The 15,604-nt window shown below is 70.8% G+C and carries 13 protein-coding genes; 3 read left to right on the plus strand and 10 right to left on the minus strand.

Annotation, left to right across the window (positions count from 1 at the left end):
• Positions 1 to 107: 107 nt before the first annotated feature.
• On the minus strand, positions 108 to 3,623 hold the full coding sequence (gene metH / locus ABZS37_RS14730) for a methionine synthase (protein ID WP_355169079.1): 3,516 nt from the start codon (positions 3,621 to 3,623) through the stop codon (positions 108 to 110).
• 262 nt (positions 3,624 to 3,885) lie between these two features.
• Between metH and ABZS37_RS14735 the strand changes: the two genes are divergently transcribed.
• Together ABZS37_RS14735 and ABZS37_RS14740 are read left to right on the plus strand one after the other, a co-directional pair.
• A complete protein-coding gene (locus tag ABZS37_RS14735) occupies positions 3,886 to 4,755 on the plus strand; it encodes a PAC2 family protein (RefSeq protein WP_355169081.1) in 870 nt (289 codons plus the stop codon).
• Positions 4,756 to 4,877: 122 nt separating this feature from the next.
• A complete protein-coding gene (locus ABZS37_RS14740; RefSeq protein ID WP_355169083.1) occupies positions 4,878 to 5,669 on the plus strand; it encodes a GntR family transcriptional regulator in 792 nt (263 codons plus the stop codon).
• Positions 5,670 to 6,132: 463 nt separating this feature from the next.
• On the opposite strand, the gene mshC is transcribed toward ABZS37_RS14740, so the two are convergent.
• The 4 genes from mshC to ABZS37_RS14760 all read right to left on the minus strand — a co-directional run bounded on the left by mshC (position 6,133) and on the right by ABZS37_RS14760 (position 9,678).
• Positions 6,133 to 7,371, minus strand: coding sequence for a cysteine--1-D-myo-inosityl 2-amino-2-deoxy-alpha-D-glucopyranoside ligase (gene mshC, locus ABZS37_RS14745; RefSeq protein ID WP_355169085.1), 1,239 nt, complete (start codon positions 7,369 to 7,371; stop codon positions 6,133 to 6,135).
• Between the two features lie 66 nt (positions 7,372 to 7,437).
• Positions 7,438 to 8,256, minus strand: a complete 819-nt coding sequence (locus ABZS37_RS14750; RefSeq protein ID WP_355169087.1) for an SCO1664 family protein — start codon at positions 8,254 to 8,256, stop codon at positions 7,438 to 7,440.
• Entirely contained in the window at positions 8,253 to 8,837 is a 585-nt protein-coding gene (locus ABZS37_RS14755; RefSeq protein ID WP_354996004.1) for a DUF3090 domain-containing protein, read from the minus strand. Before ABZS37_RS14755 ends, ABZS37_RS14750 begins: the two co-directional genes overlap by 4 nt.
• Before the next feature lie 118 nt (positions 8,838 to 8,955).
• On the minus strand, positions 8,956 to 9,678 hold the full coding sequence (locus tag ABZS37_RS14760; RefSeq protein WP_355169089.1) for an MSMEG_4193 family putative phosphomutase: 723 nt from the start codon (positions 9,676 to 9,678) through the stop codon (positions 8,956 to 8,958).
• Between the two features lie 160 nt (positions 9,679 to 9,838).
• Between ABZS37_RS14760 and ABZS37_RS14765 the strand changes: the two genes are divergently transcribed.
• Positions 9,839 to 10,567 carry a DUF1275 family protein gene (locus ABZS37_RS14765; protein WP_355169091.1) on the plus strand — a complete coding sequence of 243 codons (729 nt, stop codon included), beginning with the start codon at positions 9,839 to 9,841 and terminating at the stop codon, positions 10,565 to 10,567.
• Positions 10,568 to 10,579: 12 nt separating this feature from the next.
• Here ABZS37_RS14765 and ABZS37_RS14770 read toward each other — a convergent pair whose 3' ends face one another.
• From ABZS37_RS14770 to ABZS37_RS14790, 5 genes are all read right to left on the minus strand, one after another.
• Complete coding sequence (locus ABZS37_RS14770; RefSeq protein WP_355169093.1) at positions 10,580 to 12,244, minus strand: ammonium transporter; 1,665 nt, start codon at positions 12,242 to 12,244, stop codon at positions 10,580 to 10,582.
• Positions 12,245 to 12,271: 27 nt separating this feature from the next.
• A complete protein-coding gene (gene yut / locus ABZS37_RS14775) occupies positions 12,272 to 13,297 on the minus strand; it encodes an urea transporter (RefSeq protein WP_355169095.1) in 1,026 nt (341 codons plus the stop codon).
• Positions 13,298 to 13,313: 16 nt separating this feature from the next.
• Positions 13,314 to 14,231, minus strand: coding sequence for an urease accessory protein UreD (locus tag ABZS37_RS14780; RefSeq protein ID WP_355169097.1), 918 nt, complete (start codon positions 14,229 to 14,231; stop codon positions 13,314 to 13,316).
• Entirely contained in the window at positions 14,228 to 14,857 is a 630-nt protein-coding gene (gene ureG / locus ABZS37_RS14785; protein WP_354979247.1) for an urease accessory protein UreG, read from the minus strand. Before ureG ends, ABZS37_RS14780 begins: the two co-directional genes overlap by 4 nt.
• Before the next feature lie 65 nt (positions 14,858 to 14,922).
• Positions 14,923 to 15,600 carry an urease accessory protein UreF gene (locus ABZS37_RS14790; protein ID WP_355169099.1) on the minus strand — a complete coding sequence of 226 codons (678 nt, stop codon included), beginning with the start codon at positions 15,598 to 15,600 and terminating at the stop codon, positions 14,923 to 14,925.
• Positions 15,601 to 15,604 lie beyond the last annotated feature (4 nt).

The following is a 15,604-nucleotide window of genomic DNA, read 5'->3' on the forward strand; positions in this document are numbered from 1 at the left end:
CTGGTGCGGCCACGGTGGCCGCATCCTCCCCTAGGACGACGCCGCCCGGCCGTTCTCGACACCCTCCGCGTAGCTCGACAGGTCCCTGTGGGCGCCGTGCGCGTGGATCACTTGGCGTTGAAGTAGCTGGCCTCCGGGTGGTGGACCACGATGGCGTCGGTGGCCTGCTCCGGCATGAGCTGGAACTCCTCGGACAGCTCCACCCCGATCCGCTCCGACCCGAGCAGGTCCACGATCTTCGCCCGGTCCTCCAGGTCGGGGCAGGCCGGGTAGCCGAACGCGTACCGGCAGCCCCGGTAGTCGTTGCGCAGCAGGCCGGCCAGGTCCGCCGGGTCGTCGTGGCCCAGCGGACGGCCGTCGGGCAGGGTCATCTCGGTACGGATCCGCCGGTGCCAGTATTCGGCGAGGGCCTCGGTGAGCTGCACGGAGAGCCCGTGAACCTCCAGGTAGTCGCGGTATTCGTTGCGGGCGAACAGCTTCGCCGCGTACTCGCTGACGGGTTGACCGACGGTGACCAGTTGCAACGCGACCACGTCGAGCTGGTCGCCCTTGGGTCGGAAGAAGTCCGCCAGGCAGAGCCGGCGTTCCTGCCGCTGGCGGGGGAAGGAGAACCGGGCACGCTCCGCGTGACCGTTCTCGTCGAGCACCACCAGGTCATTGCCTTCGGAGTACGCCGGGAAGTAGCCGTACACCACGGCTGCCTCGAGGACCTGGTCGGCGATCAGCCGGTCCAGCCAGTAGCGCAGGCGCGGCCGACCCTCGGTCTCAACCAGCTCGTCGTAGGACGGTCCGCTGCCGCCCCGGGCGCCATTCAGCCCCCACTGCCCGCGGAACGTGGCCCGCTCGTCGAGCAGCGCCGCGTAGTCGGCCATCGGCACACCCTTGACCACCCGGGTGCCGAAGAACGGCGGGGTGGGCACCGGCACGTCCGCGGCCACGTTGGAGCGGACCGAGGAGTCGTGCAGCTCCGGCAGCGACTCGGTGACCATCGACCGTTGCCGTTCCCGGCGGGCCCGCCGCGCCGCGAGGGCCGCCTCCCGCTCCGGGTCGATTACCGGCGCGCCGCCGCGCTTGGCGGTCATCACCTTGTCCATCAGGGACAGCCCCTCGAACGCGTCCCGCGCGTAGTGCACCTGCCCGGGGAACATCGACCGCAGGTCGTCCTCGACGTACGCCCGGGTCAGCGCCGCCCCACCCAGCAGGACGGGCCACCGCTCCGCGACCCCGCGCGTGGCCATCTCGGCGAGGTTTTCCTTCATGATGACCGTGCTCTTGACCAGGAGGCCGGACATGCCGATCGCGTCGGCGCGGTGCTGCTCGGCGGCGTCCAGGATGGCGCTGATCGGCTGCTTGATGCCGATGTTCACCACCTCGTAGCCGTTGTTCGACAGGATGATGTCGACCAGGTTCTTGCCGATGTCGTGCACGTCGCCGCGCACGGTGGCCAGCACGATGCGACCCTTGCCGCCGTCCTCCGTGGTCTCCATGTGCGGTTCCAGGTACGCCACCGCGGTCTTCATCACCTCGGCGGACTGGAGCACGAACGGCAGCTGCATCTGCCCGGAGCCGAACAGTTCGCCGACCACCTTCATGCCGTCCAGCAGGATGTCGTTGATGATCGACAGCGGCGGTCGGCCACCGGCCATCGCCGCGTCCAGGTCGGCCTCCAGGCCGTTGCGCTCACCGTCGATGATCCGCCGCTTGAGGCGCTCGTCCAGCGGCAACGCCGCCAACTCCTGAGCGCGGCTGGCGCGGGCGCTGGTCACGTCGACGCCCTCGAAGAGCTCGAGGAAACGCTGCACCGGGTCGTACCCCTCGCGGCGCCGGTCGTACACCAGATCCAGTGCGACCTCGCGCTGCGCCTCGGGGATCTTCGACATCGGCAGGATCTTGCTGGCGTGCACGATCGCCGAGGTCAGACCGGCCTGCACGCACTCGTGCAGGAACACCGAGTTGAGCACCTGCCGGGCGGCCGGGTTGAGCCCGAAGGAGATGTTCGAGACGCCCAGGGTGAAGTTGACCCCCGGGTAGCGGCGGGTGATCTCCCGAATCGCCTCGATCGTCTCGATGCCGTCACGACGGGTCTCCTCCTGCCCGGTGGCGATCGGGAAGGTCAGAGCGTCGATCAGGATGTCGGCGCGGTCCATGCCCCAGCGGCCGGTCAGGTCGTCGATCAGCCGCGCCGCGACCCGGACCTTCCACTCCTGGGTACGCGCCTGCCCCTCCTCGTCGATGAGCAGCGCCACCACCGCCGCGCCGTGCTCGCGGACGACCGGCATCACCCGCGCGTACCGGGAGTCGGGGCCGTCGCCGTCCTCGAAGTTCACCGAGTTGACCACACACCGGCCGCCGAGCATCTCCAGCCCGGCCTCGACGACGTTCGGCTCGGTGGAGTCCAGCATGATCGGCAGGGTCGACGCGGTCGCGAACCGGCCGGCCAACTCCCGCATGTCCTGGGTGCCATCGCGGCCGACGTAGTCCACGCACAGGTCGAGCAGGTGTGAGCCGTCGCGCGCCTGACTGCGGGCGATTTCCACGCAGGCCCGCCAGTCACCGGCGAGCATCGCGTCCCGGAACGCCTTGGACCCGTTGGCGTTGGTCCGCTCCCCCACCATCAGCACCGACGCGTCCTGCGCGAACGGCACCGGGTGGTACACCGACGAGACACCCGCCTCGTGCCGCGGCTCGCGTGCCGTGGCGGTGACGCCGTGCAGCCGCTCGGACAGCACCCGGATGTGCTCCGGTGTGGTGCCGCAACAGCCACCGACCAGCCCCACGCCGTACTCGGTGATGAACCGCTCCAGGGCCTCGACCAGCTCCACGGGAGTCAGCGGGAAGTATGCCCCGTCGGCGGTCAGCACCGGCAGGCCGGCGTTCGGCATCACCGACAGCGGGATGCGGGAGTGCTGCGACAGGTAGCGCAGGTGCTCGCTCATCTCGGCCGGGCCGGTCGAGCAGTTGAGCCCGATCAGGTCCACGCCGAGCGGTTCGATCGCGGCGAGGGCCGCCCCGATCTCGCTGCCCACCAGCATGGTGCCGGTGGTCTCCACGGCCACGTGACAGATGATCGGGACCGGCTGGCCCAGCTCGGTCATCGCCCGCTTCGATCCGACCACGGCCGCCTTGACCTGGAGCAGGTCCTGGCAGGTCTCGATGATCAGCGCATCCGCGCCGCCAACGATCAGACCGGCGGCGTTCTCCTGGTACGCGTCGCGCAGCGTGGCATAGGCGGCGTGCCCGAGGGTGGGCAGCTTGGTGCCCGGCCCGATCGAGCCCAGCACGAACCGCGGTCGCTGCGCCGTGCTGGCCGCGTCGGCGGCCTCCCGGGCGATCCGGGCACCCGCCTCCGACAGCTCCCGGATGCGCTGCGGGATGTCGTACTCGGCGAGGTTGGCGAGGTTGGCGCCGAACGTGTTGGTCTCCACGCAGTCCGCGCCGGCGGCCAGGTAGGCGTCGTGCACGCCGCGCACCACGTCCGGCCGGGTGACGTTGAGGATCTCGTTGCACCCCTCCAGCCCGTCGAAGTCGTCGAGCGTGAGGTCCGCGGCATGCAGCATCGTGCCCATCGCACCATCGGCGATGAGAATCCGGTCGGCCAGCACATCCATCAACGAAGTCCGCACCCGTTCAGGTTAGTGCGGCACCGACCGCGCCCAACGACCCTCCGCACGCGATCCCATATTGTGTCAGCGGGATCACGCTGTCCGGTTCGTCGACGTATGACCGGTGGTCGGTCCGGCCGACCGGCGCGGCCGACGGGCCCCGCCCCCGCTCGGCACGTAGGCTGACGGACGTGAAGGACAACAGGGACGCCGCCGTGCCCCACGGTATGACGACCGGGCGCCATCCCGGCGCCGGCCGCGACGAGCAGGGTGAGGTGACGGCGTGACCGAGTTCGACGGACTGCCGGTGCTGCGGTCCCCGGTGGCCATCGCCGCGTTCGAGGGCTGGAACGACGCCGCCGACGCGTCCACCGCCGCGGTCGAGCACCTGGAGCAGGTCTGGAACGCCCGGCAGATCGCCGAGCTGGACCCGGAGGACTTCTACGACTTCCAGGTCAGCCGGCCCACCATCACGATGGCCGACGGGGAGACCCGCCGGGTGGAGTGGCCGACGACCCGGTTCATGGTGGCCAGCCCGGAGGGCACCGAGCGCGACGTGGTGCTGATCCGCGGCATCGAGCCGAGCATGCGCTGGCGGACGTTCTGCGAGCAGGTGCTGGAGATCTGCCACAGCCTTGAGGTGGAACGGGTGGTGCTGCTCGGCGCGTTGCTGGCGGACGTTCCGTACACCCGACCGCTGCCGATCAGCGGCAGCGCCTCCGACGCGCAGGCCGCGGAGCGCTACCAGCTCACCCCCACCCGGTACGACGGGCCGACCGGCATCGTCGGTGTCCTGCACGACGCGTGTACCCGCGCCGAGGTGGACGCCGTCTCGTTCTGGGTGCACGTGCCGCACTACGCCAACAACCCGCCCTGCCCCAAGGCCACTGTCGCCCTGCTGCACCGGGTCGAGGAGGTCGTCGACCTGCCGGTGCCGATGGCCGACCTGGCCGAGGAGTCCGCCGAGTGGGAGCAGCGGGTGCGCAGTGCCGCCGAGCAGGACGCCGAGCTCGGCGAGTACGTCCGCGAGCTGGAGGAACGGGTCGGCGACGAGGGGATCACCCCGCTGACCGGTGACGAGATCGCCCAGGAGTTCGAGAAGTACCTGCGCCGTCGGGGCGGTTCGGCCGGCCCCACCGCCGGCTCCTGGTAACGCTGTCTACTGCGGGCCCTCGGACCTTTTGTGGTCCGGGGGCCCGTTTTCGCGTGTCAGGGGTAGCGCCGTCACACCCGCTAAGGCATCCTAGGAACCTAGATGTGATCAAGGAGGCGGGTATGCAGATCAACCCCGGGGCCGCAGAGTTCCCGCACCGACAGATCGCCGCGCAGCTCAAGGCCCAGGTCCGCCGAGGCGACTGGGGCCCGGGCGAGCGACTGCCGTCCATCCCGGCCATCGCCGAGATGTTCGGCGTCGCCAAGCAGACCGCGCAACGCGCCGTCGACCAACTGCGGGTCGAGGGCATCCTGATCACCAAACCCGGCTCCGGTACGTACGTCCGGGGCACCCGCCGCCGACTCAACCGCCTCTCCCGGGGCCGGTACGGCGGCTTCCGCGGCTATCACACCGACCTCGCCGCCCGGTACCGCCAGCAACTCGTCTCGGTCGGTCGCGCCCCCGCCCCCGCCGAGGTGGCCGACGCGTTCGGAGTGCCCGACGGCACCGACCTGCTCTGCCGGCGGCACCTCGTCCGCACCGACGACTCCCCCGTCGAGGTGGGCGCCTCCTGGTTCCTGCCCGCCGACACCGCCGGCACTTCACTGGAGCGCACCGAAGCGTTCGGCCGACCCCTCTACCAGGAGGCCGAGGAGGTCACCGGGCGGCAGTACGTCTCGGCCACCGACACGATCAGCGCTCGCCAGCCCAGCCGGGAGGAAGCCGAGACCCTCCAGATCCGGCCGGACACCCCGGTGCTGCACCTGCTGCACGTCGCGTTCGACGCCCACCACAAGCCGATCGAGGTGTCCCAGGCCACCTGGCCCGGCCCCATGACCACCCTCACCGAGGAATACAAGATCCCCGCCCCAACCCCAGACCCCGACCCCAACCCCGGCCTGGTCCTGGGCTGATCCCCCGCACCCCGCACCGCCCTGCCCCGCGCCGCCCCGCGCCGCCCCCCGCACCGCGCCGCCCCACACCGCGTCGCGCCGCGCCACACCGCGTCGATCTAGGAGTTGTGGTGGCCGATATACGGTGTTGCGCGCCTTTCGCGGGGCACCACAAGTCCATGATCGACGGAGCGCCCCAGGCCTTGGCTCCCAAACTCTCGCGATCTTGCAGTTTCTGCCCTCACAAAGGGGGCGAAGCATGCCATAAGCGCGATCGAAAGTGCAAGATCGACGGGCCGGGCCGGGCCGGGCAGGGCCGGGCCGGGCCGGGCAGGGCCGGGCCGGGCAGGGCCGGGCAGGGCCGGGCCGGGCAGGGCCGGCGCGAGCGGGCGGACGGACGGGGCCGGCACGAACGGGCGGGGGCACGAACGGGCGGGGGCACGAACGGGCGGGACAAGCCCGAGCGGGGCACGCCCGAGCAGGGTTAGAGGCGGATGCCTAGGAGGGCGTCTACCGTGGCCGCGAAGAGGGCTGGCGCTTCCGTGTCGTCGGTTGCGCCGGCCAGGGTTGCATCGGCCCAGCGGTCTGCTACCGCCAGGGCGCCTGGGGTGTCGAGGTCGTCGGCCAGGCGCTCGCGTACCCCGGCCAGCAGCTCGGCCCCGGACGGTCCGGCGGGCGCGGCGGCGGCCCGCCGCCAGCGGTCCAGGCGCTCCTGGGCGGCGGACAGCAACTCGTCGGTCCAGGTGCGGTCGCTGCGGTAGTGCCCCGACATCAGCCCCAGCCGGACCGCCATCGAGTCGACCTTGTCGGCACGCAGCCGGGACACGAAGACCAGGTTGCCACGGGACTTGGACATCTTCTCGCCGTCCAGGCCGATCATCCCGGCGTGCACGTAGTGGTCGGCGAACGGCGCCTGACCGGTGAGCCGCTCGGCGTGCGCGGCGGACGCCTCGTGGTGCGGGAACAGCAGGTCGTTGCCGCCGCCCTGCACGTCGATGCGGTCACCGAGCAGGTTCAGCGCGATCACTGTGCACTCGATGTGCCAGCCCGGGCGGCCCTGGCCCAGCTCCCCGCCCGGCCAGGACGGCTCACCCTCGCGGGCGCCACGCCACAGCAGCAGGTCCAGTGGATCACGCTTGCCAGCCCGGTCCGGGTCGCCGCCGCGCTCCGGGAAAACTTCCAGCATCTGCTCCCGGGTCAGGTTCGACTCGTAGCCGAACCGGCCGGTGGCGGAGATGTCGAAGTAGACGTCGCCGGTGCCGTCGTCGAGCCGGTACGCGGCACCGTCCTTGAGCAGCACCTCGACCTTGTCGGCGATGTCCGGGATCGACTCGACCGCGCCCACGTAGTGCTCCGGCGGGATGATCCGCAGCGCCTCCATGTCCTCCCGGAACAGCGCCGTCTCGCGCATCGCCAGGACCACCCAGTCCTCGCCGTCGCGGGCAGCACGCTCCAGCAGGGGGTCATCGATGTCGGTGACGTTCTGTACATAGCGCACCGGGCGGCCGGCATCGCGCCACATCCGTTGCACCAGGTCAAACGTGATCATGGTGGCGGCGTGACCGAGGTGCGTAGCGTCGTACGGGGTGATGCCGCAGACGTACATGCTTCCCGCGTCGACCGGCTCACTCGGGTGGACACCCTGCCGCGCCGAGTCGTACAGCGCCAGCGGCGCACCCCTGCCCGGCAGCCGTGGCACCTCATGTCCCGCCCAAGACTCCATGCGATCAGCCTAGCCAGCCCAACGACAACGCTGGAGCGCCACACGGGTGATCAAGATGACAGCGGGTCACATGGGGGGCCAGGGCACCGCAGGCCAGTCCTCCGGCGGCTGCGGAAAGCGGCCAGTCTGCCGCAGCCCGTCGATGCGGGCGGCCAGTTCGGCGATCTCGCTGATCGTCAGGTGATCGGCCAGCTCCGCGCCGAGCGCTCCGGCGACCTGCCCGGCGAGCCCGTCGAGCATCTCCACGGCGTCCGGGGGCAACTGCTTGCCGGCCCAACCCCAGAGCACCGTACGCAGCTTGTCCTCCACGTGGAAGCTCACCCCGTGGTCGACGCCGTAGATCCGGTCGTCGGCCCCGACGAGAACGTGAGCGCCCTTACGGTCGGCGTTGTTGATCACCGCGTCGAGCACCGCGAGCCGCGCCAGCCTGGGGTCCTCGGCGTGCGCCAGCACGTACGCGGCGCCGTCCTCGTCACGTGCCGCGGCGATGGGGAACCAGCGCGGCGGCAGCTCCTCCGCCGGCAGGAACCCGACCAGCGGCTCGGCGTCCTCCGGCTCGTCGATCCAGAGCTGGCAGGAGCCGGGGCCGAACGGGCCGTCCCGCAGCACGGTGGGCGGCACCAGGCCCCAACCGGTGGCCCGGGAGACCAGGTACGCCGAGACCTCCCTGCCGGCGAGCGTGCCGTCCGGGAAGTCCCAGAGCGGACGCTCGCCACGGACCGGCTTGTAGACGCAGCGGGCGGTGAGCCCGTCCAGGGTCAGGATGCCGCGCAGCGTGGTGTTGGACGCGTCGACCAGCCGACCCTCCAGGTCGAGCACGCCGTCACGCAGCAGCCGCAGCGCGGCGTCGCCGTCCTGGCGGGGCTGGAGGCCGGACGAGGTCACCGGTGGTAACCGTTGTGCCGCGGGCAGAGGTGCCCGGCGGGGTCCAACGGTTGGCCGCAGAGCGGGCACGGCGGCCGGCCCGCGTTGACCACTCGCCGGGCCCGCTCGATGAACTGGCGGGTCGCCTGCGGGGTGAGCCGGACCCGGAGCCGGTCCAGGTCCTCGTCCGGCTCGTCGTCCTCGTCGTCGTCGTCCTCGTCGTCGTCCTCGTCGCCCAGCTCGACCTCGGGCTCCACCTCGCCGGCGGCGATCGCTTCGATCACCACGGTCGCGGTGTCCACGTCGAAGGCCAACCCGAGGGTCCCGACCCGGAACTCCTCGTCGACCGGAGTGTCCAGCGGCTCGTTGTCGCCGATCACCGGCGCCAGCGTGGGCACGTCCGCGCCGAAGCGACGCTGCGCCTCGGTGAGCAGCTCCTCCAGCTTCTCGGCGAGCAGAGACACCTGGACCTTCTCCAGCGCGACGCTGACCAGCCTGCCGCCGCCGCGGGCCTGCAGGAAGAACGTGCGCTCCCCCGGCGGCCCGACAGTCCCGGCGACGAACCGCTCCGGCGGTTCGAAGGCGTGCACCTGGTGGGTCATACCCACGACCCTATCCGGCCCGCCATGGCGTCGCGCACCCCACCGACGCGAATCACCACGCGCCCGCCGCGCCCGGTGCAGCGGCCACCGTACTCGGGCGTGGCGGACCCTCGGCCCGTCACCGGCCCGCCCCCGCGCCGCCGCCGACCGGCGCGTCGGAGTCGGCCACCCCGGCCGCCCGCGCCGCGCGGCGACGCCGTTTGCCCGGCGGCGGCACCAGCCCGGCCAGGTCGCCACCGGTGTCGTTGAGCCGCAGCAGGAACGGCCGCAACGGGGTGTACCGGATCGCCGTCACCGAGGCCGGGTCGGCCACGATCCGCTGGAAAAGATCCAGGTGTACGCCGAGCGCGTCGGCCACGATCGCCTTGATCACGTCGCCGTGGCTGCACGCCAGCCAGACCGCCTCGGGACCGTGCTCGGCCGTGATCTGGGCGTCCCACGTCCGCACCGCCGCCACCGCCCGTGCCGCCATGGCCGCCATGGCCTCCCCGTCCGGGAAGACCGCGGCGCTCGGGCGCTGCTGGACCACCGGCCAGAGGGGCTCTTTGGCCAGCTTCTTCAGCGGTTGCCCCTCCCACGCACCGTAGTCACACTCGATCAGCCCCTCCTCCACCAGCGGGGTGGCCTCGGGCAACGCCAGCTCCAGGGTTTGCCGGCACCGGATGAGCGGGCTGGTCACCACCGCCGCGAGCGGCACCGGCCGCAGCCGCTCGCCGACCGCGCCCGCCTGGGCCCGGCCTGTCTCGTCCAACTCGACCGGCTGGCGGCCGGCCAGGCCGCCGTCCGCGTTCGCGGTCGTCCGGCCGTGTCGCAGAAGCAGAAGGGTCGCCACGGGCACCACCCTATGACCTGCGCCCGACCGGAGGCGTCGCCCTCCGGCGTGCGCCGTGTCCGTGCCGCCCGGTGCCGGGCCGGGCGAAAACGGGATGAAACGCCAGGACGGCGGTAAAATACCCCAATGCCTGGCTTGTCCGGGTCCTTATCGGAGGTTGTGGAACGCGATGGGCGACTCGGCAGCCGCGCGGCCCTCGATCACGTCGGACCCGCAGGACGTGTACCAGGAGTTCCGGCACCCCCTCCTGGTCCTCGCCCTCACCACCGGAATCGCTGGCTTCGTGGACGGCTTCGCCTTCCTGCGCTATGGCGCGTTCGTCGCCAACCAGTCGGGCAACGCCGTCCTCCTGGGCATCGGCCTGGCCGGAAAACACGCCGCCTGGCCCGAGTCCGCGGCCTCACTGATCGCGTTCGCCGCCGGGACGGGCGTGGTCTCACAGGTACGAGCGGCCCGGAGCCGATGGTCGCCGTCCTCCCGGGGGCTCGCCTGCGCCGTTGTCACGATGGCGCTCTGGGCGGCACTGAACGCCCTGCTGCACCACGGCCGGCACGGCGGGTGGCCACGGATCGCGTTGGCCGCCGCGGGCGGGTTCGCCATGGGCGCGCTGGCGACCCTGTTCGTCCGCACCGCCGGGATCGCCACCCACATCACCTACCAGTCGGGCACGGTGGCGAAGATCGGCGAACGCATCGGGGGTTGGCTGGCCGGACCGGACAGCCGCCGGAGGCGGGCCAGGCAGGGCACGTTTCTGGGGCTCCTGGCACTGACCTGCTATGCCGCCGGGGGTGGCCTCGGAACGGTGGCGCAGGGACGTCCCCTCTGGGTGCCGGCCTGGGGGGCGCTGGCTCTGTCCACCCTGTCGCTCCTCGTCCGCTCCGGCCGGACCCGACAGTGACCGAGGCCGACCTCAGCGCACGTCGGTCGCGAGTTGGACGTCCTGCACGAAGCTCTCCGACCGGTCGGCGCCGTACCGGCTCAGCACGTCCAGCACCGCGGACACCGCCGTCTGCTCCACCATCACCTCGACCCGGGCCCGGTCCACGAGATCCTGGTCCTGCCAGTAGCCGCGGGGTAGCGATCGGGCACCGCCCGGTTCGGCGGTGGAGACCGTGGCGTCGGAGACCACGATGGAGGTGGCTCCCGCACCGAGCAGGGCGTCGCGCAGCTCCCGCGTGGTCGGCAGCAGTGTCGGGTTCACCGTCGCGGTGACCAACCGGACCTGCTGGCCCGTCCGGGGCGGCCGTTCGGGGCCGCGATCCTGTCCGGTGTCGCGCCGTCGCTGCGGTCCGCCGGTGCCGCTGAGGCCCGCCACACCGCTCAGGTGGTACGCGCCGGTGTCCTGCTGGGTCTGGTCGAGGTTCTCCTGCACGTCGACCGGGGCACGGAGCCCGATGACGGCCTGCACGGCGGCGGCGATCGCCCAACTGAGCACGAAGGAGAAAGCCACCACGGCGACCACGCCGACGATCTGGTGCCAGAGCAGGGAGCCGCCCCCGCCGAAGAAGAGCCCGTCCTTGCCGAGCGGGTTGGTGCCACTGTTGCCGAAGAAGCCGAGCAGCAGCGAGCCGAGCATGCCGCCGACGAAGTGCACCGCGAGGACGTCCAGCGCGTCGTCGAGCCGGAGCAGGTACTTCAACCGCAGCGCGGTGTGGCAGACGATTCCGGCGATCGCTCCGATGGCGATGGCGGAGACCGCGTTGACGTACCCGGCGGCCGGTGTGACCGTCGCGAGGCCCGCGACGGCACCGGAGACGCTGCCCACCACGGTGCTGTGGCCGTCCTTCACCCGCTCCGCCACCAGCCAGACGAGCAGGCCGGCCGCCGCCGCGAGGTGGGTGTTGATCACCGCCTGGGCGGCCACCCCGTTGGCCTGGAGCCCGTCGCCGCCGTTGAAGCCGAACCACCCGAACCAGAGGATGCCCGCCCCGAGGATGGTCAACGGGATCGAGTTGGGCGGGGCGGCGGTGTGTGGCCAGTTACGGCGACGGCCGACGACCAGCAACAGGGCCAGCACCGCGGCTCCCGCCGAGGCGTGGACCACCATCCCACCGGCCCAGTCCTGCGTGCCGAAGCGGGCCAGCCAGCCATCGGGGTGCCAGAGCCAGTGGGCGATCGGCGCGTAGACCACGATGGACCAGATCGCCAGGAACGCGACCCAGCCGGCGAACTTCAGCCGACCGGCGGTGGCCCCGGTGACGAGCGCGGGGGTGATCACCGCGAACATCATCTGGTAGGCGACGAAGGCCAGGGTCGGAATGGTCACCTGGCTGGCGACCACGTGCAGGTGCGGCGCGGGCGGGACCCGGAGGTCGGTCAGGCCGAAAAGCTCCAGGTTACCGAAGAGGCCGGTGCCGGCGTCGTCGCCGAAGGCGATGGTGTAGCCCACCAGCACCCAGGTCAGGCTGACGACCCCCAGTGCGACGATGTTCTGCTGCAACATCGCGAGCACGTTGCGGGTGCGAACCATTCCGCCGTAGAAGGCTGCCAGACCGGGGGTCATGAACAACACGAGGCCGGTGCACACCAGCACCCAGGCGGTATCGCCCGAGTTCACCGCGTCCTGAGCGAGCACGGAAGCTCACCTCTTCTCTCGGTACGGTCAGACGGCGCGCTCTACCGTCGAGACGACGGTCTCCTTGGCGCGTTCGTGGTTGGGCACCGGCGCGAAGTGCCGCTTGGGCAGCAACAGCAACCAGGTGGCGATGTTGAACGGCCCGGTCAGCACCGGGATGGCCAGCGGGGCGAGGACGCTGGCCAGGGCCAACTGGACGAAGAGCGTCAACGCGATTCCGAAGAGGGTGTAGACGGTCACCAGCGCGCCGGGGCGGTGCAGCACCGCGCCCACGGCGATCGCCGTCAACACCGCGTTGAAGCCGAACAGGCCCTTGTCCAGCGAGGACGCGTCGGCGCCGAACCAGAGCGCCAGCAGGGTCGCGCCAACGGCGCCGATCACCGCGAAGAGCGCCGACCAGCGGGAGTTGACCAGCAGCGCGACCAGGATGATCAACCCGGTGACCCAGCTGTTGATCAGAAAGACCTGGGACACCCCGCGCAGAAAGGTGGGGATCAGGTCCCAGTTGAAGCGGCCACCGGTCAACTGCCCCTCACCGGGAAACATCGGCTTCAGGTTGGTCAGCACGGTGAACCGGTCGAACTGGTACGCGGCCAGCAACAGCACCCAGGTGGTCAGCACGAACGGCATGGTGAACGCGGTGAGGCCCCAGGTCTTGAAGATCTGGTTCAGGGCCAGGGTGACCACCGTCGTGGCCACCGCGCCGAGCACCAGGTAGAGCCACATCAGCGGCCGGTCGTCGAGAAACGTCGGGACGGCGATCCCGGTCAGAAACGGGCTGAAGCCGAACAGCCCCTTCCGCAGCGAGGCATCGTCCACCCGGAGGGCGACGGCCGTGGCGGTGCCGACGACAAGACCGAGGACAGCACCCCCGAAGATCCGTGGTTGCCCGTTCTCGAACGCTCCCCAGGCGACCGCGATGAGAATGAGCAGGCCGGTGAGCGGGTTGTTCTGCAGGACGACCTGCGCGGGCCCGCGCAGGCAGGCGTCGACGAACCCGATCAACGGGTTGCGGTCACTCAGCCTGTCCCAGCCCCGGGTCAGTCCGGTCACGGCAGTCTCCTCTGCTTCATCGCCAGCTGAACGCCGGCGGGAAGGTCCGGCCGGTCACCTCTTCGCGGGCGGCCACGCAGAAGGCGCGTACCGCGGCACGAACCGGCTCCGTCTCCTGCCCCAGGACCTTGAAGATGAGCCCCGCGTCGTTCGGCAGCCGACTCACGGCGCTGGCCAACGGCGTCTCCTCGTCCCACACCGGTGTCGAGGTCCGCTCGAAGACGCGGGCGGCCCGCTCACCGCTGGTGAGCAGCACGACGTTGCCGAAGATGTGGAAGCGATCCATGACCCCGACCCGCGCCACCGGGAACTGCCCGGGCGTCGCCACGAACTTCTCCACGAACAACTGCCGGCCGTCCGGACGCTCCGCCCGCACGGAGCAGGAGAAGAGGTCGTAGGCGAAGAGTTCGCCGTCGCGGTAGTACTTCCGGCCGGGCTGCAGGACCTCGCCGTAGAGCATGGTGGCGCTCTCCGGGAGCCGCACCCGGCTGTCGGTGACGAATCGGCTGGCCCGGTACGGGATCACAGGTTCCGGGAGATATTCGAGGTAGGTGTCCTCGGCGAGGGTGAACGTCTGGATCTGCGACCCGTAGTTCGCGTCCATCTCCTGGATCTTGGTGGCGGCCTGGGTGACCAGGTGCGCCTGACTACCGGGTGCCAGGTCGACGTCCAGGTGCAGACGGTCGCCCTGCAGCACGCCGCCGGAGGTCGTGAGGATCATGACGCAGGGCAGCTCCGGCATCTCCTCGTCCCAGTAGAGCGCCCGCTGGACCAGCAGCGGCGACTGCCGGTAGAGGTCATGCAGGATCGTGCGGTCCCCGCGCCGCTCGAACCCGAGGCGCAGCACGCCGACCTTTCCGTTGGACGCGGCGGGCAACTGGGCCGGTTGGTCCTGGTACGGCTCCAGTTCCCGCGCACTGTCCAGTGTGATCATGCGACCACTTCGGCGTCGAAGAGCGCGTTGCGGCGGATCAACGAGACGAGCTCGTCGATGCCCTCGCCCGTCTTGCAGTTGGTGAACATGACCGGCTTGCCGTTGCGCGTCACGTCCGCGTCCCTCGCCATGAGGTCGAGATCGGCGTCCACGTAGGGCGCCAGATCGGTCTTGTTGATCACGAGGATGTCGGACTTGGAGATCCCCGGGCCGTTCTTCCGCGGAATCTTGTCGCCGGCCGCGACGTCGATGACGTAGATGAAGTAGTCGACCAGGGCGGGGCTGAACGTCAGCGTGAGGTTGTCCCCGCCGCTCTCGATCAGCACCACGTCGCTGTCGGGGAACCGGGACTCCATGTCCTCCACGGCGGCCAGGTTCATGCTCGGGTCCTCGCGCACGGCCGTGTGCGGGCAGGCCCCGGTCTCCACCCCGAGGATCCGTTCCTCGACCAGGACCCCGGTCAGGGCGCGTCGTACGTGCTTCGCGTCCTCCGTGGTGACGACGTCGTTCGTGATCACCAGGACCCGCAGTCCGTTGTCCACGAAACGGGGCACGACAGCCTCGATGATCGCGGTCTTACCGCTGCCCACCGGGCCGCCGACGCCGATACGACTTGCCGACTTCATGATGTGACCTGTCCTTCTGGGAGACGTTTCAGGTTCAGGGAGATGTGGATCGCGGAGCCCGGCTCTCAGCTCATGAACATCCGCACGTGGGTGTGCTGGTGCGCGGCGGCCAGGACGTCGATGTGGGGCCCGAAGGTCTGCATGTCGTCGAGGTCCGCGGTGCGTACGTCGCGGTAGTCGTCGGTGACCTGCTCGTTGACCGCGAAGAGGATCGACTGCGCGTCGAGATGGTCGATCCGCATCAACCGGATCGCGGCACTGAGCACCGTCGAGGCCGCGCCGTTCTGGTGGGCCGCGAAAGCGTCCTCCTCGGGCACTCCGAGGTCGGCGAAGAGCACCCCGAGCGCGACCGGATAGGTGACCGGCACGCCGGTCGCCGACTCGCCGAGCCGCTTCTTGAGCAGGGACTCCCCGACGATCCGGGTCGCGGCTTCGGCCAGCTTGCGACCCATGCGTACGGACATGGTGCGCATCTCTTCGTTGATCTTGCGCAGGTGGACGGCCTCGTCCGCGCGCCGGATCCGGTCCAGGTCTCCAGCGGTGGCGGCACGGTGCCCGACGAGCAGGGCGACACCGTCCCCGGTGGCGGCGAGCCGGGTGACCGTCCGGACGAAGTCCTGCAGCGTCGTCCGGTCGTGGACGACGCCGTGCTCGACGGCCATCTCCAGGCCGTTGGAGAAGGAGAAGGCGCCGACCGGGAAGACCGAATCGCCGAACTGCAACAACTTCAGGGTCTCGGTCATGGTG

Origin of the sequence: Micromonospora sp. NPDC005413 (assembly GCF_040606435.1) — a bacterium.
Taxonomy (GTDB): Bacteria; Actinomycetota; Actinomycetes; order Mycobacteriales; family Micromonosporaceae; genus Micromonospora.

What these genes read in the sequence shown, in the direction of transcription:
- ABZS37_RS14740 (WP_355169083.1), top strand. Translation starts at nt 4,878, where the DNA reads ATGCAGATCAACCCCGGGGCCGCAGAGTTCCCGCACCGACAGATCGCC.
- mshC (WP_355169085.1), bottom strand. Translation starts at nt 7,371, where the DNA reads ATGGAGTCTTGGGCGGGACATGAGGTGCCACGGCTGCCGGGCAGGGGT.
- ABZS37_RS14755 (WP_354996004.1), bottom strand. Translation starts at nt 8,837, where the DNA reads ATGACCCACCAGGTGCACGCCTTCGAACCGCCGGAGCGGTTCGTCGCC.
- ABZS37_RS14765 (WP_355169091.1), top strand. Translation starts at nt 9,839, where the DNA reads ATGGGCGACTCGGCAGCCGCGCGGCCCTCGATCACGTCGGACCCGCAG.
- ABZS37_RS14780 (WP_355169097.1), bottom strand. Translation starts at nt 14,231, where the DNA reads ATGATCACACTGGACAGTGCGCGGGAACTGGAGCCGTACCAGGACCAA.
- ureG (WP_354979247.1), bottom strand. Translation starts at nt 14,857, where the DNA reads ATGAAGTCGGCAAGTCGTATCGGCGTCGGCGGCCCGGTGGGCAGCGGT.
- ABZS37_RS14790 (WP_355169099.1), bottom strand. Translation starts at nt 15,600, where the DNA reads ATGACCGAGACCCTGAAGTTGTTGCAGTTCGGCGATTCGGTCTTCCCG.